Annotated in this window: 17 protein-coding genes; 10 read left to right on the top strand and 7 right to left on the bottom strand. The window is 63.0% G+C overall.

Annotated features, from left to right (window positions below; all coding sequences use genetic code 11):
- Positions 1 to 255: 255 nt before the first annotated feature.
- Positions 256 to 870: a TetR/AcrR family transcriptional regulator gene (locus E4T66_RS13990; RefSeq protein WP_211242925.1), complete on the bottom strand. Its 615-nt coding sequence runs from the start codon at positions 868 to 870 to the stop codon at positions 256 to 258.
- 420 nt (positions 871 to 1290) lie between these two features.
- On the opposite strand from E4T66_RS13990, the gene E4T66_RS13985 reads away from it, so the two are divergent.
- Genes E4T66_RS13985 through dmpG form a run of 6 tightly spaced genes read left to right on the top strand, consistent with a single transcriptional unit; the run spans position 1291 to position 7754 of the window.
- Complete coding sequence (locus E4T66_RS13985; RefSeq protein WP_211242924.1) at positions 1291 to 2169, top strand: alpha/beta fold hydrolase; 879 nt, start codon at positions 1291 to 1293, stop codon at positions 2167 to 2169.
- Positions 2170 to 2183: 14 nt separating this feature from the next.
- The gene (locus E4T66_RS13980) at positions 2184 to 3185 is read left to right on the top strand and encodes a VOC family protein (RefSeq protein WP_136849663.1); all 1002 of its coding nucleotides are present in this window, start codon (positions 2184 to 2186) and stop codon (positions 3183 to 3185) included.
- A 15-nt stretch (positions 3186 to 3200) separates the two neighbouring features.
- Positions 3201 to 4907: a bifunctional 3-(3-hydroxy-phenyl)propionate/3-hydroxycinnamic acid hydroxylase MhpA gene (gene mhpA / locus E4T66_RS13975; RefSeq protein WP_136849662.1), complete on the top strand. Its 1707-nt coding sequence runs from the start codon at positions 3201 to 3203 to the stop codon at positions 4905 to 4907.
- Positions 4908 to 4917: 10 nt separating this feature from the next.
- Positions 4918 to 5709, top strand: a complete 792-nt coding sequence (locus tag E4T66_RS13970; RefSeq protein ID WP_136849661.1) for a 2-keto-4-pentenoate hydratase — start codon at positions 4918 to 4920, stop codon at positions 5707 to 5709.
- Positions 5710 to 5721: 12 nt separating this feature from the next.
- On the top strand, positions 5722 to 6663 hold the full coding sequence (locus E4T66_RS13965; protein ID WP_136849660.1) for an acetaldehyde dehydrogenase (acetylating): 942 nt from the start codon (positions 5722 to 5724) through the stop codon (positions 6661 to 6663).
- An 11-nt stretch (positions 6664 to 6674) separates the two neighbouring features.
- Complete coding sequence (gene dmpG, locus E4T66_RS13960; RefSeq protein WP_136849659.1) at positions 6675 to 7754, top strand: 4-hydroxy-2-oxovalerate aldolase; 1080 nt, start codon at positions 6675 to 6677, stop codon at positions 7752 to 7754.
- Between the two features lie 117 nt (positions 7755 to 7871).
- Here dmpG and E4T66_RS13955 read toward each other — a convergent pair whose 3' ends face one another.
- Complete coding sequence (locus tag E4T66_RS13955) at positions 7872 to 8519, bottom strand: TetR/AcrR family transcriptional regulator (protein WP_136849658.1); 648 nt, start codon at positions 8517 to 8519, stop codon at positions 7872 to 7874.
- Positions 8520 to 8616: 97 nt separating this feature from the next.
- Between E4T66_RS13955 and E4T66_RS13950 the strand changes: the two genes are divergently transcribed.
- Complete coding sequence (locus tag E4T66_RS13950) at positions 8617 to 11034, top strand: c-type cytochrome (RefSeq protein ID WP_136849657.1); 2418 nt, start codon at positions 8617 to 8619, stop codon at positions 11032 to 11034.
- A gap of 101 nt (positions 11035 to 11135) precedes the next feature.
- Here E4T66_RS13950 and E4T66_RS21385 read toward each other — a convergent pair whose 3' ends face one another.
- The 4 genes from E4T66_RS21385 to E4T66_RS13935 all read right to left on the bottom strand — a co-directional run bounded on the left by E4T66_RS21385 (position 11136) and on the right by E4T66_RS13935 (position 16149).
- Positions 11136 to 11279, bottom strand: a complete 144-nt coding sequence (locus E4T66_RS21385) for a hypothetical protein (RefSeq protein ID WP_169577627.1) — start codon at positions 11277 to 11279, stop codon at positions 11136 to 11138.
- Entirely contained in the window at positions 11276 to 12013 is a 738-nt protein-coding gene (locus E4T66_RS13945) for a HugZ family pyridoxamine 5'-phosphate oxidase (protein WP_136849656.1), read from the bottom strand. Before E4T66_RS13945 ends, E4T66_RS21385 begins: the two co-directional genes overlap by 4 nt.
- A gap of 263 nt (positions 12014 to 12276) precedes the next feature.
- Entirely contained in the window at positions 12277 to 13359 is a 1083-nt protein-coding gene (locus E4T66_RS13940) for a 2Fe-2S iron-sulfur cluster-binding protein (RefSeq protein WP_136849655.1), read from the bottom strand.
- A gap of 213 nt (positions 13360 to 13572) precedes the next feature.
- Entirely contained in the window at positions 13573 to 16149 is a 2577-nt protein-coding gene (locus tag E4T66_RS13935; protein ID WP_169577626.1) for a LuxR C-terminal-related transcriptional regulator, read from the bottom strand.
- 155 nt (positions 16150 to 16304) lie between these two features.
- On the opposite strand from E4T66_RS13935, the gene E4T66_RS13930 reads away from it, so the two are divergent.
- A complete protein-coding gene (locus E4T66_RS13930) occupies positions 16305 to 17471 on the top strand; it encodes an alkane 1-monooxygenase (RefSeq protein WP_169577625.1) in 1167 nt (388 codons plus the stop codon).
- Between the two features lie 138 nt (positions 17472 to 17609).
- On the opposite strand, the gene E4T66_RS13925 is transcribed toward E4T66_RS13930, so the two are convergent.
- The gene (locus E4T66_RS13925) at positions 17610 to 17924 is read right to left on the bottom strand and encodes a hypothetical protein (protein WP_136849652.1); all 315 of its coding nucleotides are present in this window, start codon (positions 17922 to 17924) and stop codon (positions 17610 to 17612) included.
- A 307-nt stretch (positions 17925 to 18231) separates the two neighbouring features.
- Here E4T66_RS13925 and E4T66_RS13920 point away from each other — a divergent pair, with 307 nt between their 5' ends.
- Positions 18232 to 18996: a helix-turn-helix transcriptional regulator gene (locus E4T66_RS13920; protein WP_136849651.1), complete on the top strand. Its 765-nt coding sequence runs from the start codon at positions 18232 to 18234 to the stop codon at positions 18994 to 18996.
- A 350-nt stretch (positions 18997 to 19346) separates the two neighbouring features.
- Complete coding sequence (locus tag E4T66_RS13915) at positions 19347 to 20036, top strand: TenA family transcriptional regulator (RefSeq protein ID WP_169577624.1); 690 nt, start codon at positions 19347 to 19349, stop codon at positions 20034 to 20036.
- The last annotated feature ends 1 nt before the right edge of the window (position 20037 follow it).

Genomic DNA, 20037 nt, shown 5'->3' with positions numbered 1-20037 from the left:
CCTTAAGCGGCGGCGGTATGAAGCTCGGGACGTTATCCGCGTTACTGCCGCAAGTCTCGCCATAGTGACTGCCGGCTGTTTCGCATAGGGACGCGATCTGACTGAAACCGGGTGGTTGCGCGTGTGCCCATCCTGACCGCGTGCGCCGGATGGGGGCAATCTTTCCGTTTGATTACGGCGCGACGGGTAGACCGTTCCTATGCCTGCCTCGATGGATCTGTGGCTTAACAAACACGGCTGAGTCAGGGGGCGTCGTTATGTGCCGGCGTGCGCGTCGGCCAGCGCGGGCAGTTCACGTGTGGCGATCTGGCGCGCGTCATCGGCCGCGACGCCCAGTGCGCGCAGGGTCAGTTCGGCGGCATCCGCGCCGGCATCGCGCCAGGTCCGCAGGCCGTCGACAACGCCCATGATTGCGGACAGCGTCATGCCGGTGATCGCGCCCAGTCCGGACAGCAGCTGGTCGGACTGAATCGTGAATCGGCCGGACTCAACGCCCTGCATCAGATCCCGCATCGGCGGGCCGCCCCAGAGTTTGCGCAGGGCATCGTTGGTGTAGCTGAAGTTCAACAGAAAGCGGGCCCAGTGCGGCTCCTCATGCGCGCGACGGATATACAGCCGCATACCGATCGCGATCCGTTCTGCGGGATCGTCAATGCCGACATAGCTGGCGGCGACGCGCTCATCCATGTCCTCCGCCAATTGCGCCGCCACTTGCCGGAACAGGCGCTCCGGTGACTCCAGATTGTTGTAGATCGTGCCGCGCGCAACGCCTGCGGCTGCGGCCAGTTCGCTGACGCTGATGTCCGTTGAGCCTTTGGCTGCGAACAGTCGCAGCGCGGCGTCGTGAATGCGCCGCTGTGCAGCGCTCAAGCGCTTCGGGTTCGTCTTGGCTTTGATCATATTTGGACATATTTGTCCAAATTGAGACGAAATATCAAGGACTTCCGTTTGAAATGCGGGTCGGGAGGCGGCCGAAGGAGATCACTTGGGCGCCGGACTAGAACAGAACGAAAGTTGACATATTTGAACAATAATGTTCAATTAATGTCATTGACGTTCTATTTGGTTGTGTCCATGGACGCGATCGATCTGACCGAGGTTTCGAGTGTCACGCCGGTTTCCCACGCGGTGAGGCGGGCATTCGTGCGTGCGGCTGATGCCGCGCGTGCACAGATCACGCGTCTGCGATCCGATCGCGAACCAGACCGCACTTAGGACGGAAATCTGCTGTGGCGCCGCGGGGCGCCGGGCTGCGCGTAACTGCTGTTCAAACGAATTCGAGGAGAAACCATGAAGCCATCCGTTCCCGAAGGGATGACGTCGCGTCATGTCACCGTCGGCCGCCGCCAGATCTACCTGAGTGAACTGGGGCAGGGGTACCCGGTGCTGATGCTGCACGGCGGCGGACCCGGCGCTTCCGGCCTGTCCAACTACCATCGCAATGTCGAGGCGCTGGCGCAGCACTTTCGCGTACTGGTGCCGGACATGCCGGGCTACGGGCAATCCAGCAAAGGCGTCAATCGCAGCGATCCCTTCGGCGATCTGGCGGAGTCGATGCTCGGCCTGCTGGATGCGCTGAAGATCGACGCGGCGCACGTGGTCGGCAATTCCTACGGTGGTGGGTGCGGCCTGCGCATGGCGCTGGATCAACCGCGGCGTGTGAGCGCGCTGGTGCTGATGGGGCCGGGCGGCATCAACACCACGCGGGGCGTGCCGACCGCGGGACTGAAGCAGCTGCTGAGCTACTACGAGGGCAGCGGTCCTTCGATCGAGAAACTGCGCACGTTCATTCGCGAGTATCTGGTGGCCGACGGGAGCCAGGTGCCGGAGTCGACGATTGAGGCGCGCTTCCAGGCCAGCATCGATCCGGAGGTCATCGCGGCACCGCCGCTGCGCCGGCCGAACAGTCTCAAGGCCGCCCTGCGCATGGACTTCACGCGCGATAAGCGTTTGAGCCGGTGCCAGACGCCGACGCTGGTGCTGTGGGGTACGCGGGACAAGGTCAACCGTCCCAGCGGCGGCGCGACGCTGCAGAAGCGGATGCCCCATTGCGACCTCTATCTGTTCGCGAACACCGGGCACTGGGTGCAGTGGGAACGTGCGGAGGAGTTCAACGCCACGACCACGGGCTTTCTCACGCGGCACACCCCGGACGCGCTGCGTCGCTGAGTCCGGAGTCCACCATGAGTAATTCAATGAACGCCGTGGACATCTTCGGCGCGGTGCGGATGGGCTACATCGTGGTCCAGTCGAGCAAGCTGGGGGACTGGCGACGCTTCCTCAAGCAAGGCCTCGGGCTGCACCTTGAAACCGAGAGCGACACCGCACTGGCGTTTCGCATGGACGCGCACCAGCGCCGGTTCATGGTCGAGGACGGCGCGGCAGAAGACGTCGTTGCGATGGGATGGCAGGTTCGCGATCCGGCCACGCTGGACATCATCCTCAAGCGTCTCGCGGACCGCGACATCGCGGTGGAGGACGGCACGCCGGAGGAAGCTGAACGCCGTGGCGTGAAGTCTTTCAGGCGCCTGCGCGGACCCAAGGACATGCAGCTCGAGCTGTTCGTCGAGGCGGTCACCACCGGCGCGCCGCTGAATATGCTCGCCAGCGGTGGTTTCGTCACCGGGGATAGCGGCATGGGGCATGCGGCGATCACCTCGCGCAAGCCGGAAAAGATGCTGCGCTTCTGGCAGGAGATTTTCGATGCGCGCCTGTCCGACCGGATCTCGCAGCCGCTCGGTGGTGTGATGCTGGATATCAGCTTCCTGCGCGTCAACGAACGCCATCACTCGCTGGCGATCGCCGCGGTGCGCGGTCTGCGCATCGACCCGATCGGAACCCGGGTGCAGCACGTGAACCTGCTGGTGAACCGCATGGAGGATCTGGTGGGGGCCTTCGAGCGCCTGCGCGATCTGGGCTTCGAGATGGCACACGAGATCGGGCAGCACCCGAATGACAAGGAGATGTCGTTCTACGTGCTGTCGCCTTCGGGCTTCGAAGTCGAATTCGGCTGGGATGCGCTGAAGGTCAACGAAGCGAACTGGAAAACCGCGCACTACAACGCGATCAGTCTCTGGGGTCACAAGCCGCCGAAGAATTCTGCGCTGAATTCGCTGCGCTTGAACCTCGGCAATTTCCGTCGCGGGCTGCGGTCGCTGGCTCGTCCCGAATATTCCCCGATCTGATCCGGAGCGCCTTCGATGAGCAAGAACGATATTGCCCAGAGCGACGCGGACGTCGTCATTTCCGGGATGGGCCCGACCGGCCTGGTGCTGGCACACATGCTTGGCATGCGCGGGCACACGGTGATCGTGCTGGAGCGCGAGCCGGTGTTCTATGGCAACGCCCGTGCGGTCTACACCGACGACGAATGCATGCGGGCGCTGCAGCACATCGGTGCCGCGGAGGAAGTGCAGAAGAAGATGCTGCAGGAAACACCGGTGCAGTTCGTGCGCCCGGACGGCAGCGTCATCGGGCAGTACTTCCCGCTGGATCGTCCCTATGGCTGGCCGGTGGTCAACTTCTTCTATCAGCCGTATCTGGAAACGACGCTGACGGAGATGCTTGGCCGTTACCCGAGTGTCGAGATCCGGCGCGGACGCGAGCTGATCGAGTTTCAGCAGGATGCCGAGGGCGTGACCGTCACGCACCAGGCCACCAGGACCTGCCGCTTCAGCGACCAGGATGACTCCCGTGTCGAGTGCAAGGGCGACGCCGACGTGCAGTCGCTGCGTGCGCGTTATCTGGTTGGCGCCGACGGCGGACGCAGCACGGTGCGTGAGCGCCTCGGCATCAGGATGAGCGGCAAGAGCTTTCCCGAGCACTGGCTGGTTGTCGACCTGAAGGAAAAGGACGGCCACGACGCGTTGCGCCACATCCCGTACTTCAACTTCGTGGTCGATCCGAAGTTGCCGGTGGTCAGCTGCGTGCAGCCGGACGGGTTCCACCGCTTCGAGTTCATGATGATGGACGGGCAGACCCGGGACTATCTGGAGCGCCCCGAAACCGTACGCATGCTGCTGTCGAAGTGGGTCGATCCGGATGCCTTCGAGATCAAGCGCAAACTGGTCTACACCTTCAATGCGCTGATTGCCGAGAAGTGGCGCGAAGGACGTGTGCTGCTGGCGGGGGATGCCGCGCACATGACGCCTCAGTTCATGGGGCAAGGCGCCAGCTCCGGCATCCGCGACGCCTACAACCTGGGCTGGAAACTGTCGGCCGTGCTCAAGGGCGACTGTGGTGATCAGATTCTGGAGAGCTACGGGCTCGAACGCCACGATCATGCCAAGGCGATGATCGACGTGTCGGTGATGATGAAGGACGTGGTGTCGATGACGCATCCCATCGGCACCCGACTGCGCGACATCGCATTGAACACCATCGCCGCGATGCCGGTGACCCGGCGCTGGCTGCAGGACGGCGGCTTCAAGCCGACGCCGGTGTACAAGAAGGGACGTTACATCGGCATGCCGCGGCGACGCCGTGGCGCGGAGGGCACGCTGGCGCCGCAACCGGAGGTGCGCTGCATCGACGGGCATCGCGTGCTGCTCGACGATCTACTGGGCGAAGGCTTCGCGGTGATCGGTCTGAACGTGGATCCGCGCGCCCACCTGTCGGCGCCACAGCGGGCGCGATTGGAGGCGCTGGGCGTGCGCTACATCACGCTGTTTCCCTACGGCCGTCGCCCGCAGGGTCTCAGTGGTGTGTCGCGCAGTTCCCCGGAACATCTGATGGAAGTCGAGGATGTCAGTGGGCACATGACGCGCTGGTTCGCCCGCGCCGGGTTTGCCAGACACGGCATCACGCTGCTGCGGCCGGACCGCTTCGTCTTCGGGCTGGTCAAACCCGACGGCATCGACAGCGTCGTCGACGCGCTGCTGTCGCAGCTTCATTGTCCGGCTGCCTGAGGGAGCGCACATGTCTTCACCGGAACACCAGCGCGCAGCGGCTGATGCCCTGCGCACGGCGCGGCAGCAACGCAAGCCGATTCCGCGCATCTCGGAAACCCACGGCATCGCCGGGCTCGACCATGCCTATGCGGTGGCGGCCATCAACACGGCGGCACGCCTTGCCGATGGCGCGCGTATCGTCGGCAAGAAAGTCGGTCTGACCTCCACGGCGGTGCAGCAGCAGCTCGGCGTGGACCAACCGGACTTCGGCGTGTTGTTCGACGACATGGAATATCTCGACGGTGGCGCCGTGCCGATGTCGCGACTGATCCAGCCGAAGGCGGAAGCCGAGATCGCGTTCGTGGTCGCGCGGGATCTGTCTGGCGAGCGCCCGAGCTACAGCGAGTTTCTGTCATCGCTGGCCTATGCATTGCCGGCGATCGAGATCGTTGACAGCGCGATCGAGCACTGGAGGCTGACGCTGGTGGACACCGTCGCGGACAACGCCTCCTGCGGCCTGTACGTGCTCGGCAATCAGCCGGTGGCGATCGGCGACTTCTCGCTGGCGGACATCGGTCTGCAGATGGACATCAACGGCAGCACGGTGTCGGTCGGCAGCGGAGCTGCCTGCCTGGGTCATCCGCTGCGTGCGGCCTACTGGCTGGCACAGATCATGGGGCAGCGTGGTGAAGGCCTGCGCGCGGGTGAGGTGATTCTCTCCGGCGCGCTGGGGCCGATGGCCGCGGTACAGGCCGGCGACCGCGTTCAGGCACGCATCGGCGCACTCGGCAGCGTGTCCTGCCGGATGGTTCAGGAATAGGCAGGACCCAGCATGACGGACAACAAGATCAAGGCCGCGATCATTGGCAGCGGCAATATCGGCACCGATCTGATGATCAAGCTCCTGCGCCAGGGCCAGCATATCGAGATGGCGGCGATGGTCGGCATCGATGCGGAATCCGATGGTCTGGCGCGCGCTCGGCGCATGAAGGTGACGACCACGCATGAAGGCGTTGAAGGACTGACGCGGCTGCCGGACTTCGACCAGATCGATATCGTGTTCGATGCAACGTCGGCCGGGGCCCATGTCCGGAATGACGCATTCCTGCGCACGCTCAAGCCCGGCATCCGCATCGTCGATCTGACGCCGGCGGCGATCGGTCCGTATTGCGTGCCGGTGGTCAATCTCGAGGCGCATCTGGATGCGCCGAACGTCAACATGGTGACTTGCGGCGGCCAGGCGACGATTCCGATGGTGGCCGCGGTGTCGAAGGTCGCGCAGGTGCACTATGCCGAAATCGTCGCGTCGATTTCGAGTCGCTCCGCCGGTCCCGGCACCCGCGCCAACATCGACGAGTTCACCGAGACCACCGCGCGTGCGATCGAAGTCGTCGGCGGTGCGGCCAGAGGTCGGGCGATCATCGTGATGAATCCGGCCGAGCCGCCGCCGCTGATGCGCGACACGATCTATGTGCTGTCGGAAGCCGCGGATGAAGCGGCAGTCGAAGCATCAATCCAGGCCATGGCCGCAGCGGTCAGGGCCTACGTGCCCGGTTACCGGATCAAGCAGAAGCTGCAGTTCGAACGTATTGCTGCCGATGCGCCGATCAGGATTCCCGGCCTCGGCCGCTTTGCGGGTCTCAAGACCACCGTGCTGCTGGAGATCGAGGGCGCTGCGCACTACCTGCCGGCCTACGCCGGCAATCTCGACATCATGACGTCGGCGGCGCTCGCCGCCGGCGAACAGATCGCACGCCGTCTGCTGACGGCCTGAGGGAGACCGACATGAGCGTTGAACCCGGCAGGAAGCCCCAGAGAAAACTGTACATCTCCGACGTGACGCTGCGCGACGGCAGTCATGCGGTGCGTCATCAGTATTCGATCCGGAACGTGCAGGACATCGCGCGTGCGCTGGACGCGGCGCGCGTGGACAGCATCGAAGTCGCGCACGGCGACGGACTGCAGGGCTCCAGCTTCAACTACGGCTTCGGCGCGCATACTGACCTGGAGTGGATTGCGGCGGTGGCCGAAGTCGTCACGCACGCCAGGATCGCGACATTGCTGCTGCCCGGCATCGGCACGATTCATGATCTGAAAGCAGCCTACGATGCCGGCGCGCGGGTCGTGCGCGTGGCGACGCACTGTACCGAGGCGGACATCTCCCGGCAGCACATCGAGTACGCCCGCACGCTCGGCATGGATACCGTCGGCTTTCTGATGATGAGTCACCTGACGACACCCGAGGCGCTGGCGCAGCAGGGCAAGCTGATGGAGAGCTACGGCGCGCAGTGCATCTACGTGGTGGACTCCGGCGGTGCGATGGGCATGGACGACATCCGTGCGCGCTTCCGCGCGATGAAGGCAGTGCTCAGGCTGGAAACACAGACCGGCATTCACGCGCACCACAACCTGAGCCTGGGCGTCGCCAATTCCATCGTCGCGGTCGAGGAAGGCTGCGATCGTATCGATGCCAGTCTCGCCGGCATGGGCGCGGGTGCCGGCAATGCGCCGTTGGAGGTCTTCATCGCCGCAGCGGCACGCCTGGGCTGGAATCACGGCACTGATCTGTACACCCTGATGGATGCCGCCGACGACATCGTGCGTCCGTTGCAGGACCGGCCGGTGCGGGTGGATCGCGAGACCCTGGCGCTGGGGTATGCCGGGGTGTATTCCAGCTTCCTGCGCCATGCCGAAGCCGCTTCACGCAAATACGGCATCAGCACGGTCGACATCCTGGTCGAGCTGGGCCGGCGCCGGATGGTCGGTGGTCAGGAGGACATGATCATCGACGTGGCACTGGATCTGCTCAAGGCACGCGAGCACGACCGTATCCATGCCGAACCTGTGATGAGTGAAGCAGGATAACCATTCGAGACCGTGCGAATCCGGCGTTTCCCGGTTTGCGCCGGCGGTTCGGATTCATTGTGCTGAGCGGTCCGCGGCAGATCACGAGGAGGCGCGGTTCCGCGCCACGTTGGCGTACTACGCGAGCTCGTGACCCAGGCGTTGTGACAGGAACGCCAGCATCACGTCGGCCGAAGCCTTGGTGTACTCCGGCGTGATCTTTCCGTGAAAGAAGTAGCTCATGCGAAAGCTGGCCGTGCCGAATTCAACGGCAAGCGCGGCGACGTCGGGCGGACCTTCGGGAATCACGATGCCGCGCTGGGCGAAAAGGTCACGCGTCAGACGTCCGAGGCGCGCAATCGAGTACTCGAGCGCGCGAAAGCTGGTATCTGAAACCGGGCCCGCGAGCAGCACGGCCTGGGCGGCGGGATTGCTGATATAGAAGTCGCTGGCGGCGTTAACCATCCGCGTGACCATGACTCGCCAGTCCTCGGCTTCAATCAGACTTTCCGCATAACGCCCGAGATGGGCTTCAAGCGCGGCCAGCTGGCGCTCGGCGAGTTCGTTGAGCACGGCATACGGCGTTGGAAAGAACTTGTAGACCGTTGCGCGCGGATAACCCAGGCGCTCCGCCAGTGCGGGGATCGAGAATCCGGCAAATCCGGATTCGACCAGCATGCCCTCGGCTGTGGCCAGAACTTGATCGACGCGATCCTTGGCGCGCTGCTGCTGGGGCTTGCGAGCAAGTGTCCCTTGATTCTGAAGCAGTTTTGCAGATCGGCTCATCGGTTGTGCTTGACCTCAATTGGCAACTAATGTTACCTATTCGGAAAGTAACAAATGCCCCTTTTAAAGAGGGCGGGCGCAGTGAGGAGAGCGTGACATGGGTTCTTGGCTAGAAAAGGCCGCCACGGTTGGGTGCGCGGCAATGCTGTTGGCTGGCTGCGGGGACTACAGCGGCGGGAGCCAACCCATCTCGGGGAGTGGCGGTGGTTCCAGCGCCACGGCTCGGAGCATGGAAGAGCACTTCGCGAGCAAAGTGCAGCCGCAACTCGACTTCTGCCGGAACTGCCATGTGCCTGGCGGTGTGGCGGACGTCGCCGACGGTCGGGATTTCATGCTGTCGGCGCAACAGTCAGAGGATCTGGCGAACCTGAGATCCAGTTGGGAGCTGCTTGGAGGCAACAATCCGACGTCGCGAATCCTGCTGATGGCCTCGGGCGAGGAGACGCCGCATAGCGGCGGGGCGCCGTGGACAAAAGGGAGCGCTCCCTATCGTAACGTCGAGATTCTTCTTGAATGCTTTGAGAATCCTGATCGCTGCCGGGATCTGCTGGCAGGTGGCATTGCGGACGGTAGCGGCGAGTGGCCGCTGCTGGCGGAGGGCCATCGTGGCGGCCACGCCTGGTCGCGCTACTGCGAGGACAAAGACGACTCCGCCGCGCTGCCGGCGAATCCCGTCACCTTGATCCAGCCCGGGGTCAACGCCGGCAAGGCGGTGTACTTCAATGCCTACTACAAGAACTGCCATGTTGATGCGGCGCCCGAGGATGCGGCGCCCACGACCTGCGGTGAGTGGCGCGCGCGCATTGAGCGCGGTGGCGTGATCATGAAGGGCAATGGCGTTCAGGGTGCCGCCGGCAACTTCATCGGCAACTTCCCGGGGGAAACGGTGATGCCGGGCTTTTTCGTCACGGCGGAGGCCTACAACGGCATGTGGCGCTCCTGGGGGCTGAGCAAGCGGCCGGAGAACTACGACCAGCTGGTGTCTTCCCGCTGGGGCGTGGTGCTGGACTCAGAGCGCAATCCGTATCCGTTGCCAGGTGAAGATCCCAACCTGACCAACGGCGGCTCGGGCCAGTTGCCCACGGCGATGACCCAGCTACGGGAGACGGATGGGCGCTGGAGCGGCAAGCTGGCGACCACCTGCCACGCGTGCCATAGCGGGCAGATTGGCCTGCCCGGTGAGCCGGGTCTGCCCGGTGCCGTCTACGGCACCAACAGCCTCAGCGACATTGGCGTGATGGGACGCGACATCCTGTTCGCGGGCTATGCCGTCGGTCCAGTGCTGACGGCGTTCACGCAGGTGCGCGGTCTTGGCAACATCACCAATTTCCAGGTCTTCAACGCCATCTCGGCCTTGGTCACTCCCGGGAACCTGTTGCCCTATCTGCTGATGCAGACCTCCGGCAGCACCGGCAGTGAGGACCCGCCGGTCTGGTGGAACTTCGGGCACCGTCCGCTGAAGTTCTTCGACGGCGGCATGTCCTCCGACGCGCAGCGCATCCTGATCTCCGCCTTCACGCCGGCGGGGTCTGCCAATCCGGTCCCTTTCAACATCAGTGGCGCATTCGAGTGGATCGAGCAGCATGACCAGGACGCGGCGGCCTGGGTGCTGGACCGACGGTCGCCGGCGTACCCGGAGCCGGTGGACACGGCACTTGCGGAGCAGGGGGCGGTGCTGTTCCATGCCAAGGACCTGTTCGCGCTGACGGCGAATGCCGGGCGCGAGCGCCCCAAGGGCGGCAACGGCTCCTGCGCCGGCTGTCACGGCGCTTACTCGCCGCGCTATGTGCATGACACTGCCTACCTGGAGACGGCGGAACTGGAAGGGGTCGCGGGATACATCGTCCCGCGCGACCTGATCGGCACTGATCCGCGCCGCGTCGATGGCAACGACCAGGCAGTGGCGCAGACCTTCGAGAACGACTGGTTCGGCTATCCCGAGCAGCGCGGCACGGAGAACGATTGTGGCGACCAGAACCTGGACCGCATCCGCGGCGATCGCGAGAACGGCTATCTGGCGCCGCCGCTGTATGGCGTCTGGGCGACTGCGCCGTATTTTCACAACGGTTCGGTGCCCAGCGTGTGGGAAGTGCTGAAGTCCTCAGACCGCAAATTGTTCTGGCGAAGGCAGTCGGCGCCGAATGACACCGGCCTGGACGTCGTCATGGGCTTCGACCCCAGCTTTGAGCGCGCATACGACAAGCAGCATCTTGGCTGGAAGTACGAGGAGATACCCTGCGGTGCGGGCGGTGCCATGCCGTACCTGGAATGCGATCCCTCGGACCCGACGAAGAATCCCCTGCTGGAGCAGATCCTGTCAGTGATCTACGCCAACGGGGGGCTGGCCTGGAACATCCCTAACCTGCTGCAGACCCCACTGACCAAAGCACAGGTCGAGGATCGCAAGATCTACAACACTCGGCTCTACAGCCAGGACAACGGAGGTCACACGTTTACGGACGCCCTCACGGATCAGGAGCGCAGAGCGATCATCGAATATCTGAAGACGCTCTGATCGTTACGGGGGAGCTCAGTGTCAAAAAGAGGTCTGCATGCATGCCGATGCGCGTCTGCAGACCTCAGCCTTTGCGATGGATTGTGGTGTCGGGATTGGTGTCAGTCGGTAATCCCGCCGAACCAGACCAACGCGACCGGCACCAGCAGCCACAGCAGGCCCTTGATCAGAAAGAACCAGAAGCTCAGCTGAGCGAGCCGCGACAGGCGCGGATCTCGCAGCAAGCGGGTCCAGCCTTCACTCATGGAGTGTCCGCAGACTCGCTGCGTGCGCGCTGAACCAGTGCAACCATGGCCTGACGCACTTCGATGGCGGACGTCACCGGCTGTTCGAATGGAATGCGCAAAAGACGCTTGCCGAGCATCAGGTCGAAGCCTTCGGCATCGATACCGGTCATGCGCGGGTGCTGCTTCTGCGGGTCGACGCCGAACAGCCGGCAGTAGTCGTGCATTGCATCGACGTGATCGACATTCATGTGGGCAATCATACCGGCCTCGACGTCCTCGTCGAACGGATTGGCCAGGCACAGTTCATTCGCGCTGACCCAGTGAATGCGGCCGAAGCCGCCGATGTAGCGCACGCGCACCGGATCGATGCGGAAGAACGAGAAATCGTGCGCCTTGTGATAGTCGGACGCATGCGGAAAACGCCGGTAGTAGCGCGCGGCGACATCGTCGATTTCGCCGTCCGCTACCGGATGTGCGTTGCCGACGATGGTGACGCGGCCGGTGGACTGCACATCGTCGCCGCCCTCGGTCAGCGTCAACGACACGCGCGCATCGGCCTTGATGTTGTGCGTGTGCTGCGCGATGTCGCTGATCAGGATGATCGGGCGTCCGCCACGATCCGGTGCGAACGTGATGACCGAGCCGAACGGGTAGCCGGGGACTTCCAGCGAAAGGGTCGACAGGATGCCCTGATGGCTGCTGGCGTAGAGTTCACGCGCGCTGCGCGCGACGGTTTGATCTGCAAAGGTCATGGGGCGTCCGTGATGGGGTGTCGTCGGGCTTTGAATATGCGGTGCTGCCGGAGTCCGTCAGCATACGCAGCTTGCAAACGTCGCAGCCGCGTCAGTGCTGCAGTTAGACCCCACCGCACCGGAAAGTGCCGTTGGTCGCCGCATTTTTCCCAAACAGAGAGAGCAAGCCGCCGCATCTGCGTCGAGCAGGCGGCGAAGGTTCGAATGAAAAGATGCCTGTTTCCCGGAACCTGTGGATCAGCCGGGCAAAGCGGCTTGAGCGGCTAGGCCTCGACGACGTGACTGCGATCCAGGAACTTGTCGAAGAAGATGCCTTCTTCTCCAATGCCCGCATCGTTCAGGACCTTGATGCAGGCGTCGATCATCGGCGGTGGACCGCACAGGTAGGCATGATGTTGACCGATGCGGGTGCCGAGCACGGCTTCAAAGTGTTCCGGAATGAAGCCGCGGCGCCCGGTCCAGCCGCTGTCATCCGTCTCGGCCGACAACACCGGCTCGAATGCGAACTTCCCGTGCCAGTTCGCCTTGAGCGCTTCGATGCGATCCAGTGCATAGAGATCACGCTGTGCTCTGGCGCCGAAGAACAGGGTGACGTCCCGCGTGACGCCTTCGATTTGGGCCTGCTCCAGCAGCGCGAGGATCGGTGCCAGCCCACTGCCGCCGGCGATGCACAGCAGCGGCGCATCGCCTGGCCGCAGCCAGAAATCGCCGTACGGGCCATGTCCCTCCAGCACGGTGCCGACCTTGGCCTCGTTGAACAGCCATTCGGTGAAACCGCCGCCGGGAACTCGCCGGATGAAGAACGACACGGTTCCGACCGTGCCCGCCGTTCCCGGCGCACTCGCAAACGAATAGCTTCGCGCTTCTCGTGCCCCGTCCTTGATTACGCCGGGGACATAGATCTCGGCGTACTGGCCGGCGGTGTAGATGGCGGGATCTTCCAGCCTGGCCTGAACCCGCATGATGTCGTGAGTCAGGGGGTCAAGTGCCGTGATTTCCCCGCGCGTATGGATCACCGGGTGCGCAGGTCGACCGCGGGCGTCGATATCGACCTCGACGGTCACGTCCGTCTGGGCCGTGCTCTGGCATGCCAGGATGTAGTTCTGCTTGAGCTCTTCCGCACTGAGGATGTAGCTCTTGTCGGTCAACTCGCGGACTTTCCCACTGACCAGACGGCATTTGCATTTTCCGCAGCCGCCCGCACGGCAGTCGTGGGGAAAGGGAATGGACTGATCGAGCGCCGCTTGCAGCAGCGTCGATTTGGCATTGACCTTCACTTCGCGGCCCGCCGGCACGATCCGCATCGTGCAGTCGACCGCCGAGCGGCGAAACAGGCGTGACAGCATGACGGCTCCTCTCGTACTTATTGGCCCGACCTGCTTCGGCCCGTGCCGCTGGCCGTGACGGTCAGGTTGATCTGAAATCACTGTATCGATCGTGGATCGAGGCGTCTCCTATCGATCGATAGGAGACACGCGAAGATTTCTATCGCAGCGTATCGATGCAGGGTATAGACGCCTCTGGGATAGGGGTCCTGCGCGCTGCCGCCACGGCGGCGGTCAGATCAGTCCTGCACGCTGGGCGGCGTGGACCGCTGCCATGCGGCTGCCGACATCCAGCTTGCCGTAGATGTTGTGCAGATACCATTTGACGGTGCCCTCGCCGAGAAAGCAGCGGTTGGCGATCTCGGCGTTACTCAATCCCTCAGACAGCAACTTGATGATCTGCAGCTCGCGCTCGCTCAACGCGTCCAGCGTGTTTTCGGCATGGCTCGGGGATGCCTTTTCGCGGATTTTCTGCGCGAGCGGACTGCAGCGTCCGCGATATTCGGACTGGTATGTTTCCAGCAGCGGAGCAAGCAGGGTGTATTCGTCGTAGTACACCCGGAAGTAACCCTCCAGTTCTCCCAGCTTGAGCGCCTCGTGAATCTGCTCCAGCGCCCGCGGTGTGTTGCCGAGATCGTAGTTGGCGACGGCCTTCAGCAGCAGGCACTCGCACAGCTTGAACTGCTGTGCCGAGTTGCGGGCATGCGCGACCATGGGTGCTATCAGGCTTGCCGCCTGACGTGCCTCCCCCCGGAGCAGTGCCAGACGCGTGAACAGGCGAACGCCACGGTCCTTTGCGAACGGAGCGTTGCTGTCGGGACGCAGGTCCGCCAGGTGAGCCGTGGACTCGGCCTGGTCGATGGCACCGGCACGCAGCAGACTGAGCACGCGTTCCGAGGCGATGGCCTTGGACAGTCGCGGGAAACCGCGCTGCGCGCCGATATGTTCGCCTTCGGCCAGCAAATCCAGTGCAGTGCCGAGATCGCCCTCGGCGCAGCGCAGGCGCGCCGCGGTGATGTAGCCGCAGATCACCGCATCAGCGAGACCTTGATCGGGCAGCAGCGGCAGACAGTCCTCCAGGGCTGCGCGCGCCTCGGCCAGTTCGTCGCGCTCGTAATGCAGCAGCGCTTGAATGCCGAGGAGCATCGCGCGCTGGCTGGAAGCCCAGTCCTCGCCGGAGATCGATTTGAGGCTGGTAAAGATTTCCGCGCGGGCCTGGCGGTGGCGTCCCGCCTTCAGCAAGGTCAGCAGCGATACCACGTGCGCCCAGGCCAGGCCGTAATCGGAGCGGATGTTGGCGAACAGGCCGCGCGCCAGCGAGAGATTGCGGCTTGCCTCATCGAACTGACACTCACACTTCTGCTCGAAGGCTACGACCACACGGGCCACGCCTTGCTGATAGTCGTCCCCGTGGTGGTTGCGAAGCCACTCGCCAGCGAATGCCGCGGCAGAGCGGTGATCGTCACGCATGCCGGCGATCACCCCCCTTTGCAGAAGAACAACACCGGAGGCCGCTTCCGTCACCGAACGGGTGCGCTTGAGCCTCTGCTCGGCCTCCACGTGGCGGCGCTGAAAGATCAGCGCCCAGACTGCAAGCTCTTCCAGGTGGTCTTTCAAATGGGGCGGCAGCGGCTGGCACAACTCCAGCAGATCGAGATAGGTCTGGTGCCATCCGGCCTGGAACACCATGCGTTCCGAAATTTCCTGCAGCCACTCGGCTGCTTGCAGGCCATCGCCGGCATCGACCATCAATTGCACGGCGCGGCGCACATCGTTGTGCTCGTGCCACCAATGCGCGCCGCTGCGGCGCAGTTGATTGAGTTGCGTCAGGGTTTCGACTGACGCGGATCGCAGGACCGAATCACGTAACACCGGGTGAATGCTGAGCGCCTCTTGACCGGTGTTCATGCGCAGCCGTTGCAGGATGCCCAGCCGTTCCAGACTGTCCAGCGCATCCTTCGGAACGACGATGTCCAGAGTGTTCAGCATCTCGACCGGGATGGCGTCGTCAAATGACATCACCGCGAGCAGTTGATGCTGCGGTCTGGTCAGACCGGAGAGAAAACGGTCCTCGATGTAGCGTCTGACCGGCGCGGCATCGGTCATCGCCAACCGACTTTGATCGAGTGCGGACGGCGCCCCCGATAACGCCAGCTGCAGCAGGACAGGCCAGCCCTGGATGGTCTTCACCAACGTCTGGACCTGCTCAGGTTGCCACCGTACGGCGCGCATCTTGGCCAGATCCAGCGCTTCTCCCTCGGTCATCGCCAGTGCTTCGGGACCGATCCAGCGCACCATGCCTTTGGCAGACAGGTCGGTGATCGCCAGTTGCGGATCGCGGAACTCCCGCGACGTCATGACAAATTGCAGATTGGGACCTGCGCCACCCAGCAGGCGACTGAGATAAGCCATGGCCGGACTGCCGGCCAGATGATGGACGTCGTCGAAAATCAGGCGCAGGCGCTGAGAAGAATTCTCAATCTTCTTCGTGAGGCGCAGGAACAGGTCTGCGGGGTCGCTTGATGCCGCCGTGGGTTTGCCCTTGCCGCGGGACAGGAGATCAATGAGTTCTGCCAGCAGCACGCCGGGATTCCGGTGCTCCGCCTTCAGTGACAGTGCGATCGCTTTGGTTCCGCGCGGCGAGGATTTGAAAATCTGCTGAGCAAGCGTGCTCTTGCCATAGCCAGCAGGCGCTTCGATCAGCAGGATCGGTTCGCGCCACGCCGAATCCGTCAGGCGCGTGCGCACGATCGACACCACCCCCTCGCTCGTCGAGAGGCCGGCTGAGGCATCGCCCTCGGTTCGTTCCATTCTGACCATGCCCTAAGCATCGCAGAAAACAAATCGCAGTTTCCTATCCAACGGTAGGAGACGGCGAAGTCGCCGTGAATAAATCTAGCGACGTCGGCGGAAACGACTGTTTTCCGTCAAGTCGTCAGATAAGTCCAGGCAGGAGAAGGGTCATGATGAAATACATTCGATCGCTAGCGATGCCAGCGATGGTGGTGGGGATAACGTACACCCTCATGTTGGGTGGGTGGTGGATGTGGTTCGGGATTCTTGCGGTGGTCATCGGCTTCGTCGTTTTGGATGCCATTCTTCCGGAAGATCTGTCAGAGCCCGATTTCGGCGCGACTTGGTTGCTCAACCTGACGCTGTATACGGTGTTGCCGTTGCTCGTGGTCATGGATGGCGTATTCATCTGGATGGCCGGGTCCGGTGACCCGATGGGTCTGGGCGCATGGGTACAGCAGAACATGGGCATAGACATGTTTGCGGGCCGCGCCGCGACCGATAGCTGGATCATGTGGATCGGTGGTGTTCTCAGCGTGGGTCTGTTCAATGCGGTCGCAGGAACCAATGTCGGCCATGAGTTGACGCATCGCACGTCCAAGCCGCTCGATATGTTCCTCGGACGCTGGATGCTGGTGTTCAGCAGCGACGTGTCGTTCGCGATCGAGCATGTCTATGGTCACCACGTCAACGTGGGAACGATGACCGATCCGGCAACGGCCAAGCGTGGCGAAAGTCTGTACCCGTTTATCGTTCGCTCGACCATCGGCAGCTATGCCCACGCCTGGAAGATGGAGAAGGCGCGCCTGGCCAAGACCGGAAAGTCTGTTTGGAATCCGATTCACAGCCGCCTGATGCGTGGCAACCTGATGTGCGTGGTTCCCTTTGTCGGGGCCTACTACATTGCGGGCTGGGCAGGTGTCGGTCTGTTTGCGGTGGTGTCGGCGTGGGCCAAGGCGGTTCTGGAAATTGCCAACTACTTCGAGCATTACGGACTGGTGCGGGATCCGAGCACGCCGGTTCAGCCGCGTCACTCCTGGAACTCCAACAAGATGCTCAGCAGCATGACGCTGTTCAGCCTGACCCGTCATTCGCATCATCATGCCGAAGCTGAGGCCGAGTTCTGGAAGCTGCAGGCGATGCCCGATGCCCCGATGCTGCCGCATGGCTACCTGACGATGATTCTGGTCGCGCTGGTGCCGCCGCTGTTCAAGCGTGCGATGGTGCCCCTGCTCAACGACTGGGATAGCCGCCATGCAACTCCGAAGGAACGCGAGCTTGCACGTGAGCAGTCGATTCGCAGCGGCATGCGGGGACTGAGGGTGGCGATGCAAAGCTGATCGGTTCCAGATCAGGTTCTCCCGACCGGACAGTGTGCAAGCACTGTCCGGTTTTTTTGTCGTGCGGACGGCCAATGCATCGTGCGCTTATCGTCGACCAGACTTCTCTGAGAGCACTGCGTCGGACTAACCACCGCCTCACAGCTGCCACCCCAGAGCGACGCCGAGCAGGGACAATGTGCCGAGCGTCCAGACAGGACGATGCATCAGCCCGTAACGTCGTGGCTGGCGCCGTGCCATTAGAATGACGCCGCTTGCCGCGATATGTGACAGCCACAGCAACAAGGATGTGGCGGTCCCGCGCGACGGTAGCCATATCATCAGAGCCGCGGCAGCGAACAGGGGCGCAACCAGCATCCATTCCAATGCCGCGCCGTCACCGCGCTCGTGCGTTTGCGCGAGGTGGCAGCAGATCAGTGCGAGCAGCATCAGCGCGCTGGCGAGTCCATCCATGACGTGTGCTTTCCTGGTCGATTCCGCTTGAGCAGATCGGTGGAGTGGACGTGTCGGGCTGGGCGGGGAATTGACACCTGGCAACACTGGGACTTAAACGATAATTATTCTCATGAGTAAAGGCAATTGTCCCTGGTGGGAAATTTGCTAAGGAATGCTCCCAGACAGGTGCAGGGTGTGGATAATGCGGGCGAGATCAGTGCATTGAAGCGACGGCATGAACGTTCAAGCGGTAGGTTCCAGGGGGCTCGACGCAGTCAACCGGGATGCTGCGCCCGCAAGCCGCTGAGCGTGGGGGCCGACATCAATGACCGCCGCTGAATTACGCCGGTTGCTGTCGAAGGCGGATCTGATCGGGGTGCTGGCTTTGATCGACACCGCGCTGTCGGTTGGTACCGAGGAGCAGTTTCGCGAGCTGATCAAAAGCACGGCTCAGCTGGTGCCGATTGAGTACGCGCATGTCAGTGTCGCCGAGCTCGACAGTGAGGATGCGATCGTCGGCACGACCCGACGCATCAACGTCGACTTCCCGATGGATTGGCTGACGACCTACCGCGATCGACGGCTGATGGACATCGACCCGGCGGCGCGCCTGCTGTTCAAGACCGAGAAACCGTTGATCTGGGCCGACCTGCGCGAACGCTATCAGCGGCGCGGAGATCAAGCGTTCTATCGGCTGGCGCATGAATTCGGTCTCGACAACGGCTTCTCGTTCGGCGCGCGCTTTCTGCGCTCGTCCTCCGGCAGCTTCTTTTCATGTGCCGGTCGCGACCTGACCAGCGAACAACGGCACATCCTGATCATTCGCTACCTGTTGCCGCACCTGAATGCCGCGCTGTCCAAAGTGCATCTCGGACTACTGAAACAGACTCCCGATCTGACCAAGCGCGAGGTCGAAGTCTTGAACTGGGCCAAGTTCGGCAAGACCAACTGGGAAATTTCGCTGCAAATGAGCTGCAGCGAGCGCGCAGTGAAATTCCATCTGCACAACGCGATGCGCAAGCTCAACGCGAGTAACCGCTCGCAAGCCATCGCTGTCGCTCTGTCCCAGGGGCTGATTGAGTGGGGATGAGCACTCTCTGCGTGCATGAGTCCAGTGGGCTCGTGCGCGAGTGCGAACGACGTGGCAGTGGCCGGAGCGCCGTGCCCAAGGTCGAGGCCATGCGCCTTGCGCGAGACCGGTGACCTCGTAAGCGACTGCGAACGCTGCGTGTGTGTGGTTGCCAATACACAGCGCGCGTACAACTGCTGAGTCTCAAAATTCCCAAATTTCCCGCGGCTGGCAAATCCACCAGTAGATGCCGAATCGCCTGGGAGGAGAACCTGTCCGTTCGGACAGGTACACACCGCGGCTGATCGCTCGAATCATGGTTGTCATTCCGGTGCACCGCATCGGTCGGTATGGCAACACGGGGAACGACGATGGGACGATTCGAGCAGGTGGTGGAGGCATGCCGTGAGGACTATGTCCGGCACATCGCCACCAATCCATTGATCCAGATGCTGGGCGAGGGTCGCGTCAGCCGCGAGCACTATGCCGCGTATCTGGTGCAGACCTTTCACCTGGTGCGCCACACCTCGCGCACCCTCGCACTTGGTGCCGCTCGCTGCGATGACCGCAAGCGGGCGCTGCGCGCCTGGTTCATCGAGCAGGCGGGTGAGGAACACGGGCACGAACTGTTCTGCCTGAAGGATCTGCGCAATCTGGGCGTTGATGCTGAGGCCGCAGTCGCGGCGCCGGCCGGGCCGGGCGCCAGTGGTTTGTTCACGCAAAACTACTTCCTCGCCAGTTACGGCAACCCGGTCGCGATCCTTGGCGTCGCCAGCGCGACCGAGGGCATGGGTGCGGAGATCGCTGGCGGATTTGCCCAGATGCTGGTGCAGCGCTATGGCATTCCCGAGGCCGCGGTGACCTTCCTGCGCAGCCATGCCGGCTTCGATCAGAAACATCTGGTGGAGGCGCGTCGCGCGATCGAGGAGTTCGTCACCAGTGACGCCGACTTCGACGATGTCGTCCACGCACGGCGCATGACCTATCACCACTACGGTCAGATGTTCCGCGACGTTGCCGAGGGCCGGGTGCCATTGCCGACGTTGGCGCGGGCGGCGTAAA

The organism is Sinimarinibacterium arenosum (assembly GCF_005047655.1).
In the GTDB taxonomy this organism is placed as follows: Bacteria; Pseudomonadota; Gammaproteobacteria; order Nevskiales; family Nevskiaceae; genus Solimonas.
The sequence above is the reverse complement of the archived record's forward strand: the minus strand, read 5'-3'. Positions and strand labels throughout refer to the sequence as shown.